This window comes from Burkholderia sp. 9779_493, assembly GCF_015712215.1.
Lineage (GTDB): Bacteria > Pseudomonadota > Gammaproteobacteria > Burkholderiales > Burkholderiaceae > Burkholderia > Burkholderia cenocepacia.
In genome coordinates this window covers 12,313-28,912 of sequence record NZ_JACCQA010000008.1, presented here as the reverse complement: position 1 = coordinate 28,912, position 16,600 = coordinate 12,313, and the positions used below count along the sequence as shown (strand labels likewise).

Sequence of the window (16,600 nt, the reverse complement as noted above, 5' to 3'; positions counted from 1 at the left end):
AGGAGCGCGTATGGGTCACCAGGAGTTCATGTCCCAGGAGGAGGTCGATGCCCTCCTCAAGGGCGTCACGGGCGAAACCGATGCAGTCGACGAGCAGCGCGACACATCGGGCGTCCGCCCCTACAACATCGCGACGCAGGAGCGAATCGTCCGCGGCCGGATGCCCGGCCTCGAGATCATCAACGACCGCTTCGCGCGCCTGTTGCGGATCGGCATCTTCAACTTCATGCGGCGTACGGCGGAAATCTCCGTCAGCCAGGTGAAGGTGCAGAAGTACAGCGAATTCACCCGCAACCTGCCGATCCCGACCAACCTGAACCTGGTGCACGTGAAACCGCTGCGCGGCACGTCGCTGTTCGTGTTCGACCCGAACCTCGTGTTCTTCGTCGTCGACAACCTGTTCGGCGGCGACGGGCGCTTCCACACGCGCGTCGAGGGCCGCGACTTCACGGCCACCGAGCAGCGGATCATCGGCAAGCTGCTGAACCTCGTGTTCGAGCACTACACGACCGCGTGGAAGAGCGTGCGGCCGCTGCAGTTCGAATTCGTGCGCTCGGAGATGCACACGCAGTTCGCGAACGTCGCGACGCCGAACGAGATCGTGATCGTCACGCAGTTCTCGATCGAGTTCGGGCCGACGGGCGGCACGCTGCACATCTGCATGCCGTACTCGATGATCGAGCCGATCCGCGACGTGCTCAGCTCGCCGATCCAGGGCGAGGCGCTCGAAGTCGACCGCCGCTGGGTGCGCGTGCTGTCGCAGCAGGTGCAGGCCGCCGAGGTCGAGCTGACCGCGAATCTCGCCGAGATCTCGTCGACGTTCGAGAAGATCCTGAACCTGCGCGCGGGCGACGTGCTGCCGCTCGAGATCGAGGACACGATCACCGCGAAGGTCGACGGCGTGCCGGTGATGGAATGCGGCTACGGAATTTTCAATGGTCAATATGCGTTGCGCGTGCAGAAGATGATCGGCGCGAGCGATTCGATGAAGGAAGGTGGATATGAGTGAGCTGAACCAGACGCCCGACGACGACATGCAGGCGATGGCCGATGCAGCGCTCGCGGCGTCGGCCGCCGACGCGCAGGCGCCGGCCGCGGCCGACGAGGATCCGGGCATGGACGACTGGGCGGCCGCGCTCGCCGAGCAGAACCAGCAGCCGGTGGCGGCCGGGGCGACGGGCGCCGGCGTGTTCCAGCCCCTGTCGAAGGCCGCGGCGAGCTCGACGCACAACGACATCGAGATGATCCTCGACATCCCGGTCAAGATGACCGTGGAGCTCGGCCGCACGAAGATCGCGATCCGCAACCTGCTGCAGCTCGCGCAGGGGTCGGTCGTCGAGCTCGACGGCATGGCCGGCGAGCCGATGGACGTGCTCGTGAACGGCTGCCTGATCGCGCAGGGCGAAGTCGTGGTGGTCAACGACAAGTTCGGCATTCGCCTCACCGACATCATCACGCCGGCCGAACGTATCCGGAAGCTGAATCGATGAACGTCGTCAAGCCCGGCCAGCGCGTGTGCCGCGCGATGGCGGCGACGGTGCTTGCCGTCGTCGCGTCGCTCGTGTGCGCGCCGGCCGGCGCCGCGGACATGAACGCGGTGAACCACCCCGGTTCGATCGCGTCGAGCGTGACGGTCGGCTCGGCCGCGCCGTCGCTCGGCATCGGCGCGGTGCTGCAGACGCTCGTCGGGCTCGCGGTCGTGATCGGCCTCGTGTTCGCGTGCGCGTGGCTCGCGCGCCGCTTCGGCTTCCAGCCCGCGCGGCGCGGCGGCCCGCTCAAGGTCGTGTCGAGCGTCGGGCTCGGCGCGAAGGAAAGCGCGACGATCGTCGAGATCGGCGATACCTGGCTCGTGCTCGGCGTCGCGCCGGGCAACGTGCGCCTGCTGCATACGCTGCCGGCCGCCTCGGTGGCGGCCACCGCGACCGCGGGGTCGGTTCCAGCCGACGCGTCCGCCGGCGGCCATGCGCCCGACGCCGGCCTGCCCGGCACGTTCGGCTCGCGGTTTCGCGACGCGCTCGCGGGCGAAGCCGTGAAACGCCTCGGTCGCGGCAAGGACCGTTGACATGGCGCCGCGCCCTCTTCCAGTCTCCGCATTCCGATGAAACACGCATTCCTGCGTCACGCGGCGCGCGTCGCGCCCGTGCTGATCCTCTGTCTCGCCCCTGCGCTCGCGTATGCGCAGGCGAACGGCCTGCCCGCGTTCAACGCGAGCCCGGGGCCGCACGGCGGCACCACCTATTCGCTGAGCGTGCAGACGATGCTGCTGCTCACGATGCTGTCGTTCCTGCCGGCGATGCTGCTGATGATGACGAGCTTCACGCGCATCATCATCGTGCTGTCGCTGCTGCGCCAGGCGCTCGGCACCGCGACGACGCCGCCGAACCAGGTGCTCGTCGGCCTCGCGATGTTCCTCACCTTCTTCGTAATGTCGCCGGTGCTCGACCGCGCGTACAACGACGGCTACAAGCCGTTCTCCGACGGCTCGATGCCGATGGAGCAGGCCGTGCAGCGCGGCGTCGCGCCGTTCAAGACCTTCATGCTGAAGCAGACCCGCGAGACCGACCTCGCGCTGTTCGCGAAAATCTCGAAGGCCGCGCCGATGCAGGGCCCCGACGACGTGCCGCTGTCGCTGCTGGTGCCCGCGTTCGTCACGAGCGAGCTGAAGACCGGTTTCCAGATCGGCTTCACGGTGTTCATCCCGTTCCTGATCATCGACATGGTCGTCGCGAGCGTGCTGATGTCGATGGGGATGATGATGGTGTCGCCGTCCACCGTGTCGCTGCCGTTCAAGCTGATGCTGTTCGTGCTGGTCGACGGCTGGCAGCTGCTGATCGGCTCGCTCGCGCAGAGCTTCACGTAAGCCGCGGAGGAATCACGCGATGACGCCCGAACAAGTGATGACGCTCGCGCATCAGGCGATGATGGTCGGCCTGCTGCTCGCGGCCCCGCTGCTGCTGGTCGCGCTCGCGGTCGGCCTCGTCGTGAGCCTGTTCCAGGCCGCGACGCAGATCAACGAAGCGACGTTGTCGTTCATCCCGAAGCTGCTCGCGGTCGCCGCGACGCTCGTGATCGCCGGCCCGTGGATGCTGACGACGATGCTCGACTACCTGCGGCAGACGCTGCTGCACGTCGCGACACTCGGCGTCGGCTGAGCCGCGCGCCGGCAGCCCCGTTCCGCGACGATGTTCTCGGTTACCTACGCGCAGCTCAACGGCTGGCTCACGGCGTTCCTGTGGCCGTTCGTGCGAATGCTCGCGCTCGTCGCGACGGCGCCCGTCGTCGGCCACGCGGCGGTGCCGGTGCGCGTGAAGATCGGCCTGGCCGCGTTCATGGCGCTGGTCGTCGCGCCGACGCTCGGCGCGATGCCGGACGTCACCGTGTTCTCCGCGCCGGGCATCTGGATCCTCGTCACGCAATTCCTGATCGGCGTCGCGATGGGCTTCACGATGCAGCTCGTGTTCGCGGCCGTCGAGGCGGCCGGCGACTTCATCGGGCTGTCGATGGGCCTCGGCTTCGCGACCTTCTTCGATCCGCACACGAGCGGCGCGACACCCGTGATGGGCCGTTTCCTGAACGCGGTCGCGATGCTCGCGTTCCTCGCGGTGGACGGCCACCTGCAGATGTTCGCGGCGCTCGCCGCGTCGTTCCAGTCGCTGCCGGTGTCGGGCGACCTGCTGCACGCGCCGGGCTGGCGCACGCTCGCCACCTTCGGCGCGGTCGTGTTCGAGATGGGGCTGCTGCTCGCGCTGCCGGTGGTCGCGGCGCTGCTGATCGCGAACCTCGCGCTCGGCATCCTGAACCGCGCGGCGCCGCAGATCGGCGTATTCCAGGTCGGCTTTCCGGTGACGATGCTCGTCGGGCTGTTGCTCGTGCAACTGATGGTGCCGAACCTGGTGCCGTTCGTGTCGCACCTGTTCGACATGGGGCTCGATGCGATGGGGCGGGTGTTGCTCGGCTGGCGCTAGACGCCCCGCGGTCCCCTGTCGACCCGCTTCGGCGCCGGTCGCCCCCATTCCGCCCCCGTTGCTGGAAAACCCCTAAACGAACCGCCGACCCGCGAAAGGTTGCGGAAGGTTTCGCCTCCCTATACTCGTGATGACGATGCAGCAAGCATCGCGCCATACGAATACAACGAAGGAGACGACCCCGATGCGACCCATCCTGCGCACCCTCGCCGTTGCAGCCAGCCTGAGCTGCGCGCTCGCCGCTCATCCCGCGTTCGCCGACGACGGCGGCAAGATCACGATCATGGTCGGCGGGATCGCGAAGCTGATCTACCTGCCCGCGCGGCTCACGCAGGAGCTCGGCAACTTCAAGGCCGAAGGGCTCGACGTCGAGCTGCTGTCGCAGCCGGCCGGCGTCGACGCCGAGAACGAGCTGCTCGCGGGCGCCGTGCAAGGCGTCGTCGGCTTCTACGATCACACCATCGACCTGCAGAGCAAGGGCAAGGACGTGAAGGCGATCGCCGTGTTCGGCCAGGTGCCGGGCGAAGTCGAGATGGTCTCGACCAAGGCCGCGCCGACCTTCAAGTCGATGGCCGACGCGAAGGGCAAGACGCTCGGCGTGACGGGTCTCGGCTCGTCGACGAGCTTCCTCACCCAATACCTTGCGCTGCAGCACGGCGTGCCGTCGACGCAGTACACGATGCTGCCGGTCGGCGCCGACGCGAGCTTCATCGCCGCGATCAAGCAGGGCCGCATCGACGCCGGGATGACGACCGAGCCGACGGTGTCCGCGCTCGAGAAGATGGGCGACGCGAAGGTGCTGGTCGACCTGCGCACGCTGGACGGCACGCGCGCCGCGCTCGGCGGCACCTACCCGGCCGCGAGCCTGTACGTGCAGTCGGCGTGGGCCGATGCGCACAAGGCGGAGGCGACCAAGCTCGCGCACGCGTTCGCGAAGACGATGCAGTTCATCCACACGCACAGCGCCGAGGAAATCGCCGCGAAGATGCCGGCCGACTACCAGAAGGACAAGGCGCTGTACGTGGCCGCGCTGAAGGCGTCGCTGCCGATGTACACGGCCGACGGCAAGATGCCGGCCGACGGCCCGGCGACCGTGCTGAAGGTGCTGTCGGCGTTCAATCCGTCGGTGAAGGGCAAGCACATCGACCTGGCGCGCACCTATACGAACGATTTCGTGAACGCGAAGTAAGCCGCGACGCCGGCGGCGGCGATCCCGCCGCCGCGCGTTCCCCGTTCCGGCCCGGTTGACCGGCCCGGCGCCGCCACTGCGACGCCCTCCTCACCCGCAGGATCGATGCGATGAATCAGGCAGTCTCCCCGAGCACACCGGCGATCGAGTTTCGCAATGTGTCGTGCCGCTTCATTTCGCCGGAAGGCAAGGCCACCGTCGCGTTGCGCGACTTCAGCATGAGCGTCGCGCGCGGCGAATTCATCGCGATCGTCGGCCCGACCGGCTGCGGCAAGTCGACCACGCTGAACCTGATCACCGGGCTGCTCAAGCCCGTGTCGGGCGAAGTCCGCGTGATGGGCCGCCCGGTCGACGGGATCGACCCGCGCATCGGCTTCGTGTTCCAGGCCGACGCCGTGTTCCCGTGGCGCAACGTGATCGACAACGTCGCGGCCGGCCCGCTGTTTCGCGGCCGCTCGAAGGACGTCGCGTACGCGCAGGCCGAGGAGTGGATCCGCAAGGTCGGCCTCGACAAGTTCACCAAACACTACCCGCACCAGCTCTCCGGCGGGATGAGAAAGCGCGTCGCGCTCGCGCAGACCTTCATCAACCAGCCGGAGATCCTGCTGATGGACGAGCCGTTCTCCGCGCTCGACATGCAGACCCGCACGCTGATGCAGGACGAGCTGCTGCAGCTGTGGTCCGCGAACAAGGGGTCGGTCGTGTTCGTCACGCACGATCTCGAGGAAGCGATCGCGCTCGCCGACCGCGTGTTCGTGCTGACCGCCCGCCCCGCGACGCTCAAGCGCGTGTATGAAATCGACCTGCCGCGCCCGCGCGTCATGTCGGAAGTGCGCTACGACGCACGCTTCATCGAAATTTCCAAGGACATCTGGCACGACCTGCGCGAAGAAGTGCAGATCGGCTGACGCATACGCCGCACGACAAGCACCGGCAAGAAACAGCAAGGACAGGAGCATGACCGACATGACGCTTCCCACCACCGCCCTTCCGGCGACCACGCTCGAGGACGACGAGCGCGCCGCGCAACGCCGGCTGCGCCGCCGGCGCACGCTGATCGTCACGCTGCGGATCGCCGTACTCGTGATCGTGCTGGGCGGGTGGGAACTCGCCGCCCGGCTGAAATGGATCGATCCGTTCTTCTTCTCGATGCCGTCGCTGATCTTCGCGCAGATCCAGGACTGGTTCGTGAACGGCACGTCGCAGGGTCCGCTGCTCACGCAGGTGTGGGTCACGCTCGAGGAAACCGCGATCGGCTTCCTGATCGGCTCGGTGGCCGGCGTGATCTGCGGGATCGTGCTCGGCCGCAACAAGCTGATGGCCGACGTGTTCGGCCTGTACATCCAGATCGCGAACTCGATTCCGCGCGTCGTGCTCGGCTCGGTGTTCGTGATCGCGCTCGGCCTCGGGATGGCGTCGAAGATCGCGCTGGCCGTCGTGATGGTGTTCTTCGTCGTGTTCGGCAACGCGTTCCAGGGCGTGCGCGAAGCGGATCGCTACCTGATCGCGAACGCGCAGATCCTCGGCGCGTCGCGCCGGCAGATCACCACGTCGGTCGTGATCCCGTCCGCGCTCTCCTGGATTCTCGCGAGCCTGCACGTGAGCTTCGGCTTCGCGCTGGTCGGTGCGGTGGTCGGCGAATTCCTGGGTTCCAAGCAGGGGATCGGGCTGTTAATCTCCACCGCCCAGGGCGCGTTCAACGCGAGCGGCGTGTTCGCGGCGATGATCGTGCTGGCCGTGGTCGCGCTGGCCGCCGACTACCTGCTGACGCGGATCGAGAAGCGGCTGCTGAAGTGGCGCCCCGCGGCGTTCTGAGCGCCGCCCGCCGGCGCCTGACATGACACCCCGACCGCGCCGGCGACCCCGGCGCGGTTCGGCATTTCCGGGAAGGAGCGCAACAGAATGGCGCACAGCCTGCGCGGACGACTGCTGTGGTGGCTGCTGCTGCCGCTCGCGGTATTCGTGCTGATCGCCGGCGCGATGTCGTACGACACCGCGCGGACCACGGCCGCGCTCGTGCAGGACAGCGCGCTCGTCGCGTCCGCGCGCACGATCGGCGAGGACGTCGAATGGCGCAACGGCCGGCCGGCGGCCGACGTGCCGCCCGCCGCGCTGGAGATCTTCGAATCGCCGTCGGGCGACTCGGTGTTCTACAAGGTGATCGACGGCCACGAGCGCCTGCTCGCCGGCAATCCTGCGCTCGACCTGCCCGCGCGGCACGGCATCGAGCCGACGCTGTACGACACGTCGCTCGACGGCGTGCCGCTGCGCGCGGTGGCCTACGACCGCCAGCTGTACGACGAGGGGCAGGTCGAGACGGTCACCGTGGTCGTCGCGAAGACGACGCGTTCGTACGGCGCGATGGTCGCGACGATCTGGCGGCCGCAGCTCGTGCGCCTGTCGCTGATGCTGGTGCTCGCGGTGGTGCTCGTCTATCTCGGCCTCACCTTCGAGCTGCGCCCTCTGATGAAGCTGAAGGACGACGTGGCCGACCGCGGGCCGATGGAACTCGAGCCGATCCGCCCGGAGCGGCTGCAATACGAACTGCGGCCGATCGTCGACGCGATCAACCAGTGCATCGCGCGCCTGAACACGCACACGGCCACGCAGCGCCGCTTCATCGCGGATGCCGCGCACCAGCTGCGCACGCCGATCGCGGTGCTCGACACGCAGATCCAGTACGCGCAGCAGCGCGGCAACGACGATCGTGAACTCGCGTCGGTGCTCGACAGCATGCAGCGCAGCAGCCGCAAGATGGCCGACGTGACCGACAAGCTGCTGCTGCTCGCGCACGCGGAAGCGACGCCGTCGACGCTCCTGACCCAGCGCGTCGACCTGGCCGCGGTGGTGTCGAGCGTGCTGGAGGAGACGATCGTGCTCGCGCAGCGGCGCGACATCGACCTCGGCGCGGATCTCGGCGAGCGGCTCGACGTCGCGGGCAGCGACAGCCTGCTCACCGCGCTGGTGATGAACCTCGTCGACAACGCGGTGCGCTACACCCAGCCGGGCGGCTGCGTGACGGTCTGCGCGCGGCGCGACGGCGAGGCGATCGTGCTCGACGTGGTCGACGACGGCCCCGGCATCCCGGCCGAAGCGCGACCGCACGTATTCAAGCGGTTCTACCGCGTGTCGGCCGACACCGACGGCTCGGGCCTCGGGCTCGCGATCGTCCGCGAGATCGCGCAGGCGCACGGCGGCAGCGTGTCGCTCGCGCCGGGGCCCGGCAATCGCGGGATCGTCGTGACCGTGCGGTTGCCCGCTTTCGATTGAAGAGAACGCCGTCATGAAACTTTTGCTGGTCGAAGACAACGCCGAGCTCGCGCACTGGATCGTGAACCTGCTGCGCGGCGAGGATTTCGCGGTCGACTGCGTCGGCGACGGCGAACGGGCCGACACGGTGCTCAAGACCGAACGCTACGACGCGGTGCTGCTCGACATGCGCCTGCCCGGCATCAGCGGCAAGGAAGTGCTCGCACGGCTGCGGCGCCGCAATGACAACGTGCCGGTGCTGATGCTGACCGCGCACGGCTCGGTCGACGACAAGGTCGACTGCTTCGGCGCGGGCGCCGACGATTACGTCGTGAAGCCGTTCGAGTCGCGCGAGCTGGTGGCGCGCATCCGTGCGCTGATCCGCCGGCAGGCCGGCGTCGGCACGACCCAGCTCGTGTGCGGCGACCTCGTCTATGCGTTCGGCACGCGCGAATTCCGCTGTGGCGACGCGGTGCTCGCGCTGCGCCGCCGCGAGCACGCGATCCTCGAAACGCTGATGTTGCAGCAGAACAAGACGGTGTCGAAGGCGCGACTGATGGACAGCGTGTTCGCGCTCGACGACGAGCCCAGCGCCGACGCGATCGACATCTACATCCACCGGCTGCGCAAGCATCTCGCCGGCAGCACGGCCGAGATCATCACGCTGCGCGGGCTCGGCTACATCCTGCGCATGAAGAGCGCGCACGATTGACGCGGCGCGCTTCCCGCCTTCCGCACATCAATTCGTAGCGCGAATCATCATCGAAGCCTGCCCGACGTCCGGCAGAACCGCTTCCGCACGCGTGCCCGATCCGTGATGGCTGCGCGTTCGGTGTTTTCACCGATCCGATTCTTTCCGCCGGGAAAGCGCCGTGAAGGATTGCCCCCTCTACGATGCTATGCGTCGGCCCGCTCGCTGTGGCCGGCAAGAGTCGGCATACATTACGTACTGCCAACGACCGGATTTCAATGCGGCAGCTCGGAGGAGACGATCTTGAAACGAAAAACCCTTGCCCTTTCCATCGCGGCGGCGGGCCTGTGCGCCGGCCACGCGCATGCGCAGTCGAGCGTGCAGCTCTACGGCCTGATGGACCTGAGCTTTCCGACCTACCGGACCCATGCCGATGCGAACGGCAAGCACGTGATCGGGATGGGCAACGAAGGCGAACCGTGGTTCAGCGGCAGCCGCTGGGGCCTGAAAGGCGCTGAAGACATCGGCGGCGGCACGAAGATCATCTTCCGCCTGGAAAGCGAATTCGTGGTCGCGAACGGCCAGATGGAAGACGAAGGCCAGATCTTCGACCGCGACGCGTGGGTCGGCGTCGAGGACGAGCGCTTCGGCAAGCTGACGGCCGGCTTCCAGAACACGATCGCGCGCGATGCGGCGACGATCTACGGCGACGCGTACGGCTCCGCGAAGCTGTCGACCGAGGAAGGCGGCTGGACCAACTCGAACAACTTCAAGCAGATGATCTTCTACGCGGCCGGCCCGACCGGCACGCGCTACAACAACGGCGTCGCGTGGAAGAAGCTGTTCAGCAACGGCATCTTCGCGAGCGCCGGCTACCAGTTCAGCAACTCGACGTCGTTCGCGACCGGCTCCGCGTACCAGGCCGCGCTCGGCTACAACGGCGGGCCGTTCGCCGTGTCGGGCTTCTACAACCACGTGAACCACAACGGCTTCCGGAACCAGACGTTCTCTGTCGGCGGCAACTACACGTTCGACATCGTGCGCCTGAATGCCGGCTACTTCCGCTACAACGGCGACCAGGGCCCGCTCGGCCAGCGCCACGACGATTCGTGGACGGTGTCGATGAAGATCGCGCCGAAGGGCGCGCTCGACTACGAGCTCGGCTACCAGCAGATGCGCATCAAGAACGCCGCGAACAACGCGGACGGCTTCACGCCGAACGCCAACCTCGGCGCGTTCAGCCTGACCAACGGCGTCGCCAACGGTTTCAAGGAGACGATCTACGGGTCGGTGTTCTATCACCTGAGCAAGCGCACCGAGGTGTACCTGGCCGGCGACTACATGAAGCTGCACGGCGGCTACACGGTGTCGTCGACGTTCGGCGCGAAGAACCAGCTCGAACTGACGTCGGGCATCCGCACGCGCTTCTGACCCGAGGCAGTCATCCGGGCGGGGCCCGCCGGGCCCTGCCGCACCCTCCATCCGGGATTCTCCATGCGGGCACGCCGGCGCTTTGCGCCGACCGTGCCCTTTTTTTCGTCCTGTTTCAGCCTTTGCGCGGCGCCGTCGCGCGCCCGCCGGCCGCCCCGCGCGACAACCGGCCCGAACCCGCTCGCGGCCCGTCCGGCGGGCGATCGCGGCCGATGCGCACGCGCCCGGCCCACATCGGCGCTTGACCTGCGCCGACCGACTCGCTAGCGTTTCGGGTTTGCCCGGGCGGCCGTTGCCGCCGGTGCCGTGAGCGCGCCCGACGTCCTGGCGCGCGCGGCCGGGTTCCGATGGAAAAGACGATGCAGAAACTCGATGCGGCCAGCCCGCAGGCGATGTCGACGGATTTCACCGCCGACAACGTCGCGCGCCTGAAGGCGCTGTTCCCCGAACTCGTGACCGAAGGCCCGCACGGCGCGTCGGTCGACGTCGACGTGCTGAAGGCGCTGGTCGGCGAGCGCACGGTCGGCGACGCCGACGAGCGCTACGGCTTCCACTGGCACGGCAAGCGCGCCGCGCGCCAGGCCGCGCTCACGCCGTCGACGGGCACGCTGCGGCCCTGCCCCGACGACAGCGTCGCGTGGGACGACACGCGCCATCTGGTGATCGAGGGCGACAACCTCGACGTGATGAAGCTGCTGCACAAGAGCTACGCCGGCAAGGTGAAGCTCGTCTACATCGATCCGCCGTACAACACCGGTAGCGATTTCGTCTATCCGGACGACTTCAGCGACAGCATCCGCCACTACCTGGCGATGACGGGCCAGACCGAAGCCGGCGTGAAGCGCAGCACCAACACCGAGGCGAACGGCCGGTTCCACACCGACTGGCTGAACATGATGTATCCGCGCCTGAAGCTCGCGCACGCGCTGCTGTCCGACGAAGGGCTGATCGCGGTGCACATCGACGAGCACGAAGTGCATGCGCTGGTGCTGATGCTGCGCGAGATCTTCGGCGAGGAAAACGAGCTCGGCGTGGCCGTGTGGGACAAGCGCAACCCGAAGGGCGACGCGCGCGGCGTCGCGTACCAGCACGAATCGCTGGTGCTGTTCGCGCGCAACGCCGAGACGCTGCTCGAACGGGCGCCGCTCAAGCGCCCGAAGCGCAACGCGCAGCGCATGCTCGACGCCGCGCACGACGCGGTGTACCGCAGCGGCAACCCGAAGGACGCGCAGAAGGCGTACCGCGCGTGGATGAAGGCGCAGACCAACTTGTCCGGCGGCGAGGTGATGTACGACCGGCTGTCGGCGGAAGGCCGCGTGTACCGCCTCGTGTCGATGGCCTGGCCGAACAAGAAGAAGGCGCCAGAAGAATATTTCACGCCGCTGATCCACCCGGTCACCGGCAAGCCGTGCGCGATGCCGGCGCGCGGCTGGCGCAACCCGCCGGCGACGATGCAGGCGCTGCTCGAACGCGGCCAGATCGAATTCGGCCCGGATGAAACCACGCAGCCGCAGCGGATCTACTACCTCGACGAGAACATGTACGAGAACGTGCCGTCGGTGCTGCCGTTCGCCGGCTCCGACGACGCGCTGCTGAAGACGCTCGGCATCCCGTTCGACCTGCCGAAGCCGGTCGACTTCGCGGCGGCCGTGATCGGCTGGTGCACGCGCGGCGACGACATCGTGCTCGACTGCTTCGCCGGCTCCGGCTCGACCGGCCACGCAGTCATGCAGGTGAACGCGACCGACGGCGGCGCGCGCCGCTACATCCTGGTGCAGCTGCCCGAGGCGCTCGACCGCCGCGACAAGACGCAGACGGCCGCCGCCGATTTCTGCGCGAAGCTGAAAAAGCCGCTGACGCTCGCGGAAATCACGAAGGAACGCCTGCGCCGCGCCGCGCAGCAGGTCGCGCGCGACTATCCGGAAAGCTATGGCGACCTCGGCTTTCGCGTGTACCGGCTCGACACGACCAACGTGATCGAGTGGGACCCGCGCCGCGACGACTTCGACCATGCGCTCTTCGCGTCCGTCGAACACGTGAAGACCGGGCGCACCGAGGACGACCTGCTCGCCGAGCTGACGCTCAAGCTCGGCCTCGATCTGTGCACGCCGGTCGAGCATCACCAGGTGGCCGGCAAGACGGTGCACCTGATCGGGCGCGCGATCGTCGCGTGCTTCGATGCGCGCCTGTCGCGCGACGACGCGGGCCCGCTCGCCGACGGCATCGTCGACCTGCTCGACGCCACCGGCGCGTCGCGCGACGTCACGTGCCTGTTCCGCGACAGCGGCTTCGTCGACGACGTCGCGAAGCTCAATCTCGCCGCGCTGCTCGAACAGCACGGCGTGAAGCGCGTGCGGAGCCTGTGATGCGGCTGCATTTCGAAGCGGATCTCGACTACCAGCGCGAGGCGATCGACGCCGTGTGCGACCTGTTTCGCGGCCAGGAATCGTATCGCGGCGACTTCAGCGTGCTCGCGAACGCCGCGCCCGGCACGACGGCCGCCGCGCAAGGCTCGCTCGGCTTCGCGGTGTCGGAGCAAGGCGTCGGCAACCGGCTGTCGCTGACCGACGACGCGCTCGCGCGCAATCTCGCCGACGTGCAGCTGCGCGGCGGGCTGCCGCCGTCCGGCCTGCCCGGCTCGCGCGACTTCACCGTCGAGATGGAGACCGGCACCGGCAAGACCTACGTGTACCTGCGCACGATCTTCGAGCTGAACCGCCGCTACGGCTTCACGAAATTCGTGATCGTCGTGCCGTCGATCGCGATCAAGGAAGGCGTGCACAAGACGCTCGCGATCACCGAGGATCACTTCCGCGCGCTGTACGCGGGCGTGCCGTACGACTACTTCCTGTACGACTCCGCGAAGCTCGGCCAGGTGCGCCACTTCGCGGCGAGCGCGGCGATCCAGATCATGGTGATGACGGTCGCCGCGATCAACAAGAAAGAGATCAACAACCTCTACAAGGACAGCGAGAAGACCGGCGGCGAGAAGCCGATCGACCTGATCCGCGCGACGCGGCCGATCGTGATCGTCGACGAGCCGCAAAGCGTCGACGGCGGCCTCGAAGGGCGCGGGCGCGAAGCGCTCGCCGCGATGGCGCCGCTCTGCACGCTGCGCTATTCGGCCACCCACGTCGACCGTCACCACATGGTGTACCGGCTCGATGCGGTCGACGCGTACGAGCGCAAGCTCGTCAAGCAGATCGAGATCGCGTCGGCGATCGTCGAGGATGCGCACAACAAGCCGTACGTGCGGCTCGTCGGCGTGTCGAACCGGCGCGGCGCGATCAGCGCGCGCGTCGAGCTCGACGTCGCGACCGCGGCCGGCGTGAAGCGCCAGATCGTGTCGGCCACCGACGGCGACGATCTCGAGCGCCTGACCAAGCGCGCGCTGTATGCGGGGTTGCGGATCGGCGAGGTGCATGCGGTCAAGGGCGCCGAATACGTCGAGCTGCGCCATCCGGAAGGCGAGGCGTTCCTGTCGCTCGGCGAGGCGTTCGGCGACATCGACACGCTCGCCGTGCAGCGCGAGATGATCCGCCGCACGATCCGCGAGCATCTCGACAAGGAGCTGCGTCTGGCCGAGCGCGGCGTGAAGGTGCTGTCGCTGTTCTTCGTCGACTCGGTCGAGCGCTATCGCCGCTACGACGAGAACGGCATGCCCGTGAAGGGCGACTACGCGCTGATCTTCGAAGAGGAATACGCACGCGCGGCCCGCGTGCCGGCCTACCGTGCGCTGTTCGACGGCGTCGACATCGCCCTCGAGGTCGAGCGTGCGCACAACGGCTACTTCTCGATCGACCGCAAGGGCGGCTGGACCGACACGAGCGAAAGCAGCGCGGCGGCCCGCGAGAACGCGGAGCGCGCATACGGCCTGATCATGCGCGAGAAGGAAGCGCTGCTGTCGTTCGACACGCCGCTGAAGTTCATCTTCTCGCACTCGGCGCTGAAGGAAGGCTGGGACAACCCGAACGTGTTCCAGATCTGCACGCTGCGCGACATCCAGACCGAACGCGAGCGCCGCCAGACGCTCGGCCGCGGGCTGCGCCTCGCGGTCGACCAGGACGGCGAACGCGTGCGCGACCCGGGCGTGAACACGCTCACCGTGATCGCGACCGAGCGCTACGAGTCGTTCGCGGAAAACCTGCAGAAGGAAATCGAGGCCGATACGGGCATCCGCTTCGGGATCGTCGAGCAACACCAGTTCGCGGCGCTGCCCGTGCAGGAAGACGACGGCCCCGCGCATGCGCTCGGCATCGAGCTGTCGCGCGTGCTGTGGAACCATCTGCACGAGCAGGGCTACGTCGACGCGCAGGGCAAGGTGCTCGACCGGCTGAAGGATGCGCTGCGCCAGAGCGCGCTCGTGCTGCCGGACGCGTTCGAGCGGCTGCGCGCGCCGATCGTCGCGACGCTGCGCAAGCTGTCCGGCCGCTTCGCGGTGCGCAACGCCGACGAGCGCCGCGCGATCGCGTTGCGGCGCGATGCGTCGGGCAAGGCCGTCGTGTTCGGCGAGGATTTCCGCGCGCTGTGGGATCGCATTCGCCATCGCACCGTGTACCGCGTCGAGTTCGACAACGCGAAGCTGGTGCGCGACTGCACGGCCGCGTTGCGCGACGCGCCGGACATCGCACGAGCGCGGCTGCAATGGCGCAAGGCCGAGATCGACATCGGCAAGGCCGGCATCGAGGCGATCGAGGTGGCCGGCGCCGGCACCGTGCTGCTCGACGAAGGCGAATTGCCGCTGCCCGACCTGCTCACCGAGCTGCAGGATCGCACGCAGCTCACGCGTCGCTCGCTCGCGACGATCCTCGCCGACAGCGGCCGGCTCGACGATTTCCGCGTGAATCCGCAGCAGTTCATCGCGGTCGCGGCCGATGCGATCAACCGCTGCAAGCGGCTCGCGCTCGTCGCGGGCATCGCGTACCGCAAGCTCGGCGAGCGCCACGTGCATGCGCTCGAATCGTTCGAGAGCGAGGCGCTGACCGGCTACCTGCGCAACCTGCGGCCGGACGCGCGCAAGTCGATCCACGAAGCGGTGGTGTGCGAGACGGACGCGGAGCGCGCGTTCGCCGATGCGCTCGAAGCGCACGACGGCGTGAAGCTGTACGCGAAGCTGCCTGCATGGTTCCGCGTGCAGACGCCGCTCGGCAGCTATCACCCGGACTGGGCCGTGCTCGCGGAACAGGATGGCGGCGAGCGGCTGTACTTCGTCGTCGATACGCCGAATGCCGACGGCCACGTGCCGAGCGAGCACGAGCGCGCGAAGCTCGCGTGCGGCGACGCGCATTTCCGCGCGCTGGTCGATGGCGACGACGCGGCGCGCTTCGTGCGCGTCGGGCGGGCGGATGCGTTGTTCGAATCGGCCTCCGGTGCGCCGCCGGCGGGCGGCGGGCGGTAAGACGAAGGGCGGCGACGAGCCGCCCTTTTTTTTCGGCGTGGCTCGGCTTTTATCGATCGTGCCGGGTGCCCGCGTGTCGCCTGTTGCTCCGGCCGGTTTTCATCCTGTCATTCGCGTGAAAGCAATCCGTATTCTCGCGGGCGGGCGCGGCGGTTACGGCTGGTTGCAAATCGGGTCGGCACGGTGTTTCCGGTCGCCAGCCACGTTGCGTTTTCACCATGAAAAAAGGGCGCCGAAGCGCCCTTCTCCTGCATTCGCTGGCCGTGCTTACAGCGTGCGGCCGAATGCGTTGCGATGCGAATGATGCGTGGACGTCGACGCATGGGCGGTATGGCCATGCGCGTGCGAGTGACCGCGGCCCGGCTGCGTGCCGGCGCGATCGGCGATCGTGTCGGAACGGTCGGCCGCGCGCGCGAGGCCCTTGTCGCGGTCACCCGCGTGCATGCCGTTCGAGTTGCTCAGCGCCTGGCCGCTCATGTGGCCGCCGGACATGCCGCCCGCATTGCCGCCCGAGCCGCCTGCGCCATGACCGCCGCCGTTGCCCCCGCCCCCGCCACCGCCATTGCCGCCGGCCGCCGCATGCGCGGACACTGAGCCGAGCGCGAGCAGCGCGGCCGTCAGGACGGACAGATATCGTTGCTGTTTCATCTGGTGCTCCCTGGAGCGCGTTTGTGTGA

At 68.1% G+C, this 16,600-nt stretch carries 15 protein-coding genes; 14 read left to right on the top strand and 1 reads right to left on the bottom strand.

The features are described from left to right. The first annotated feature begins 10 nt into the window (after positions 1-10). The 14 genes from fliM to H0X95_RS10065 all read left to right on the top strand — a co-directional run bounded on the left by fliM (position 11) and on the right by H0X95_RS10065 (position 15,923). A complete protein-coding gene (gene fliM / locus H0X95_RS10130; protein ID WP_006477232.1) occupies positions 11-1,009 on the top strand; it encodes a flagellar motor switch protein FliM in 999 nt (332 codons plus the stop codon). Further along, entirely contained in the window at positions 1,002-1,490 is a 489-nt protein-coding gene (gene fliN, locus H0X95_RS10125; RefSeq protein ID WP_006491286.1) for a flagellar motor switch protein FliN, read from the top strand. Before fliM ends, fliN begins: the two co-directional genes overlap by 8 nt. Further along, positions 1,487-2,062, top strand: coding sequence for a flagellar biosynthetic protein FliO (gene fliO / locus H0X95_RS10120; RefSeq protein ID WP_059721136.1), 576 nt, complete (start codon positions 1,487-1,489; stop codon positions 2,060-2,062). The genes fliN and fliO overlap by 4 nt, the downstream gene beginning before the upstream one ends. 36 nt (positions 2,063-2,098) lie before the next feature. Further along, the gene (gene fliP / locus H0X95_RS10115) at positions 2,099-2,860 is read left to right on the top strand and encodes a flagellar type III secretion system pore protein FliP (RefSeq protein ID WP_006491273.1); all 762 of its coding nucleotides are present in this window, start codon (positions 2,099-2,101) and stop codon (positions 2,858-2,860) included. A gap of 19 nt (positions 2,861-2,879) precedes the next feature. Next, positions 2,880-3,152 (top strand): flagellar biosynthesis protein FliQ, encoded by a 273-nt coding sequence (gene fliQ / locus H0X95_RS10110; RefSeq protein ID WP_006491272.1) that lies wholly within the window; start codon positions 2,880-2,882, stop codon positions 3,150-3,152. A gap of 30 nt (positions 3,153-3,182) precedes the next feature. Beyond that, positions 3,183-3,965 carry a flagellar biosynthetic protein FliR gene (gene fliR / locus H0X95_RS10105; protein ID WP_006491278.1) on the top strand — a complete coding sequence of 261 codons (783 nt, stop codon included), beginning with the start codon at positions 3,183-3,185 and terminating at the stop codon, positions 3,963-3,965. Positions 3,966-4,149: 184 nt separating this feature from the next. Next, on the top strand, positions 4,150-5,154 hold the full coding sequence (locus tag H0X95_RS10100) for an ABC transporter substrate-binding protein (protein WP_006491288.1): 1,005 nt from the start codon (positions 4,150-4,152) through the stop codon (positions 5,152-5,154). 110 nt (positions 5,155-5,264) lie between these two features. Continuing rightward, positions 5,265-6,062: an ABC transporter ATP-binding protein gene (locus H0X95_RS10095; RefSeq protein WP_006491292.1), complete on the top strand. Its 798-nt coding sequence runs from the start codon at positions 5,265-5,267 to the stop codon at positions 6,060-6,062. Between the two features lie 58 nt (positions 6,063-6,120). Beyond that, positions 6,121-6,969, top strand: coding sequence for an ABC transporter permease (locus H0X95_RS10090; RefSeq protein WP_006491277.1), 849 nt, complete (start codon positions 6,121-6,123; stop codon positions 6,967-6,969). An 87-nt stretch (positions 6,970-7,056) separates the two neighbouring features. Next, positions 7,057-8,424 carry a sensor histidine kinase gene (locus tag H0X95_RS10085; protein ID WP_059721137.1) on the top strand — a complete coding sequence of 456 codons (1,368 nt, stop codon included), beginning with the start codon at positions 7,057-7,059 and terminating at the stop codon, positions 8,422-8,424. 13 nt (positions 8,425-8,437) lie between these two features. Continuing rightward, complete coding sequence (locus H0X95_RS10080) at positions 8,438-9,115, top strand: response regulator (protein ID WP_006491276.1); 678 nt, start codon at positions 8,438-8,440, stop codon at positions 9,113-9,115. Between the two features lie 282 nt (positions 9,116-9,397). Next, entirely contained in the window at positions 9,398-10,525 is a 1,128-nt protein-coding gene (locus H0X95_RS10075) for a porin (RefSeq protein WP_043204954.1), read from the top strand. 347 nt (positions 10,526-10,872) lie between these two features. After that, the gene (locus tag H0X95_RS10070; RefSeq protein WP_034178472.1) at positions 10,873-12,891 is read left to right on the top strand and encodes a site-specific DNA-methyltransferase; all 2,019 of its coding nucleotides are present in this window, start codon (positions 10,873-10,875) and stop codon (positions 12,889-12,891) included. Continuing rightward, the gene (locus H0X95_RS10065; protein ID WP_059721138.1) at positions 12,891-15,923 is read left to right on the top strand and encodes a type III restriction-modification system endonuclease; all 3,033 of its coding nucleotides are present in this window, start codon (positions 12,891-12,893) and stop codon (positions 15,921-15,923) included. Before H0X95_RS10070 ends, H0X95_RS10065 begins: the two co-directional genes overlap by 1 nt. Positions 15,924-16,190: 267 nt before the next feature. Here H0X95_RS10065 and H0X95_RS10060 read toward each other — a convergent pair whose 3' ends face one another. Then, the gene (locus H0X95_RS10060; RefSeq protein ID WP_059721139.1) at positions 16,191-16,571 is read right to left on the bottom strand and encodes a hypothetical protein; all 381 of its coding nucleotides are present in this window, start codon (positions 16,569-16,571) and stop codon (positions 16,191-16,193) included. Positions 16,572-16,600: the final 29 nt, after the last annotated feature.

Excerpts from the sequence above, each read along its gene's own strand:
- H0X95_RS10090 (WP_006491277.1), top strand. The coding sequence starts at position 6,121 with ATGACGCTTCCCACCACCGCCCTTCCGGCGACCACGCTCGAGGACGAC.
- H0X95_RS10080 (WP_006491276.1), top strand. The coding sequence starts at position 8,438 with ATGAAACTTTTGCTGGTCGAAGACAACGCCGAGCTCGCGCACTGGATC.
- H0X95_RS10095 (WP_006491292.1), top strand. The coding sequence starts at position 5,265 with ATGAATCAGGCAGTCTCCCCGAGCACACCGGCGATCGAGTTTCGCAAT.
- H0X95_RS10060 (WP_059721139.1), bottom strand. The coding sequence starts at position 16,571 with ATGAAACAGCAACGATATCTGTCCGTCCTGACGGCCGCGCTGCTCGCG.
- H0X95_RS10085 (WP_059721137.1), top strand. The coding sequence starts at position 7,057 with ATGGCGCACAGCCTGCGCGGACGACTGCTGTGGTGGCTGCTGCTGCCG.
- fliN (WP_006491286.1), top strand. The coding sequence starts at position 1,002 with ATGAGTGAGCTGAACCAGACGCCCGACGACGACATGCAGGCGATGGCC.
- H0X95_RS10070 (WP_034178472.1), top strand. The coding sequence starts at position 10,873 with ATGGAAAAGACGATGCAGAAACTCGATGCGGCCAGCCCGCAGGCGATG.
- fliQ (WP_006491272.1), top strand. The coding sequence starts at position 2,880 with ATGACGCCCGAACAAGTGATGACGCTCGCGCATCAGGCGATGATGGTC.
- fliM (WP_006477232.1), top strand. The coding sequence starts at position 11 with ATGGGTCACCAGGAGTTCATGTCCCAGGAGGAGGTCGATGCCCTCCTC.
- fliO (WP_059721136.1), top strand. The coding sequence starts at position 1,487 with ATGAACGTCGTCAAGCCCGGCCAGCGCGTGTGCCGCGCGATGGCGGCG.
- fliR (WP_006491278.1), top strand. The coding sequence starts at position 3,183 with ATGTTCTCGGTTACCTACGCGCAGCTCAACGGCTGGCTCACGGCGTTC.
- fliP (WP_006491273.1), top strand. The coding sequence starts at position 2,099 with ATGAAACACGCATTCCTGCGTCACGCGGCGCGCGTCGCGCCCGTGCTG.
- H0X95_RS10065 (WP_059721138.1), top strand. The coding sequence starts at position 12,891 with ATGCGGCTGCATTTCGAAGCGGATCTCGACTACCAGCGCGAGGCGATC.
- H0X95_RS10100 (WP_006491288.1), top strand. The coding sequence starts at position 4,150 with ATGCGACCCATCCTGCGCACCCTCGCCGTTGCAGCCAGCCTGAGCTGC.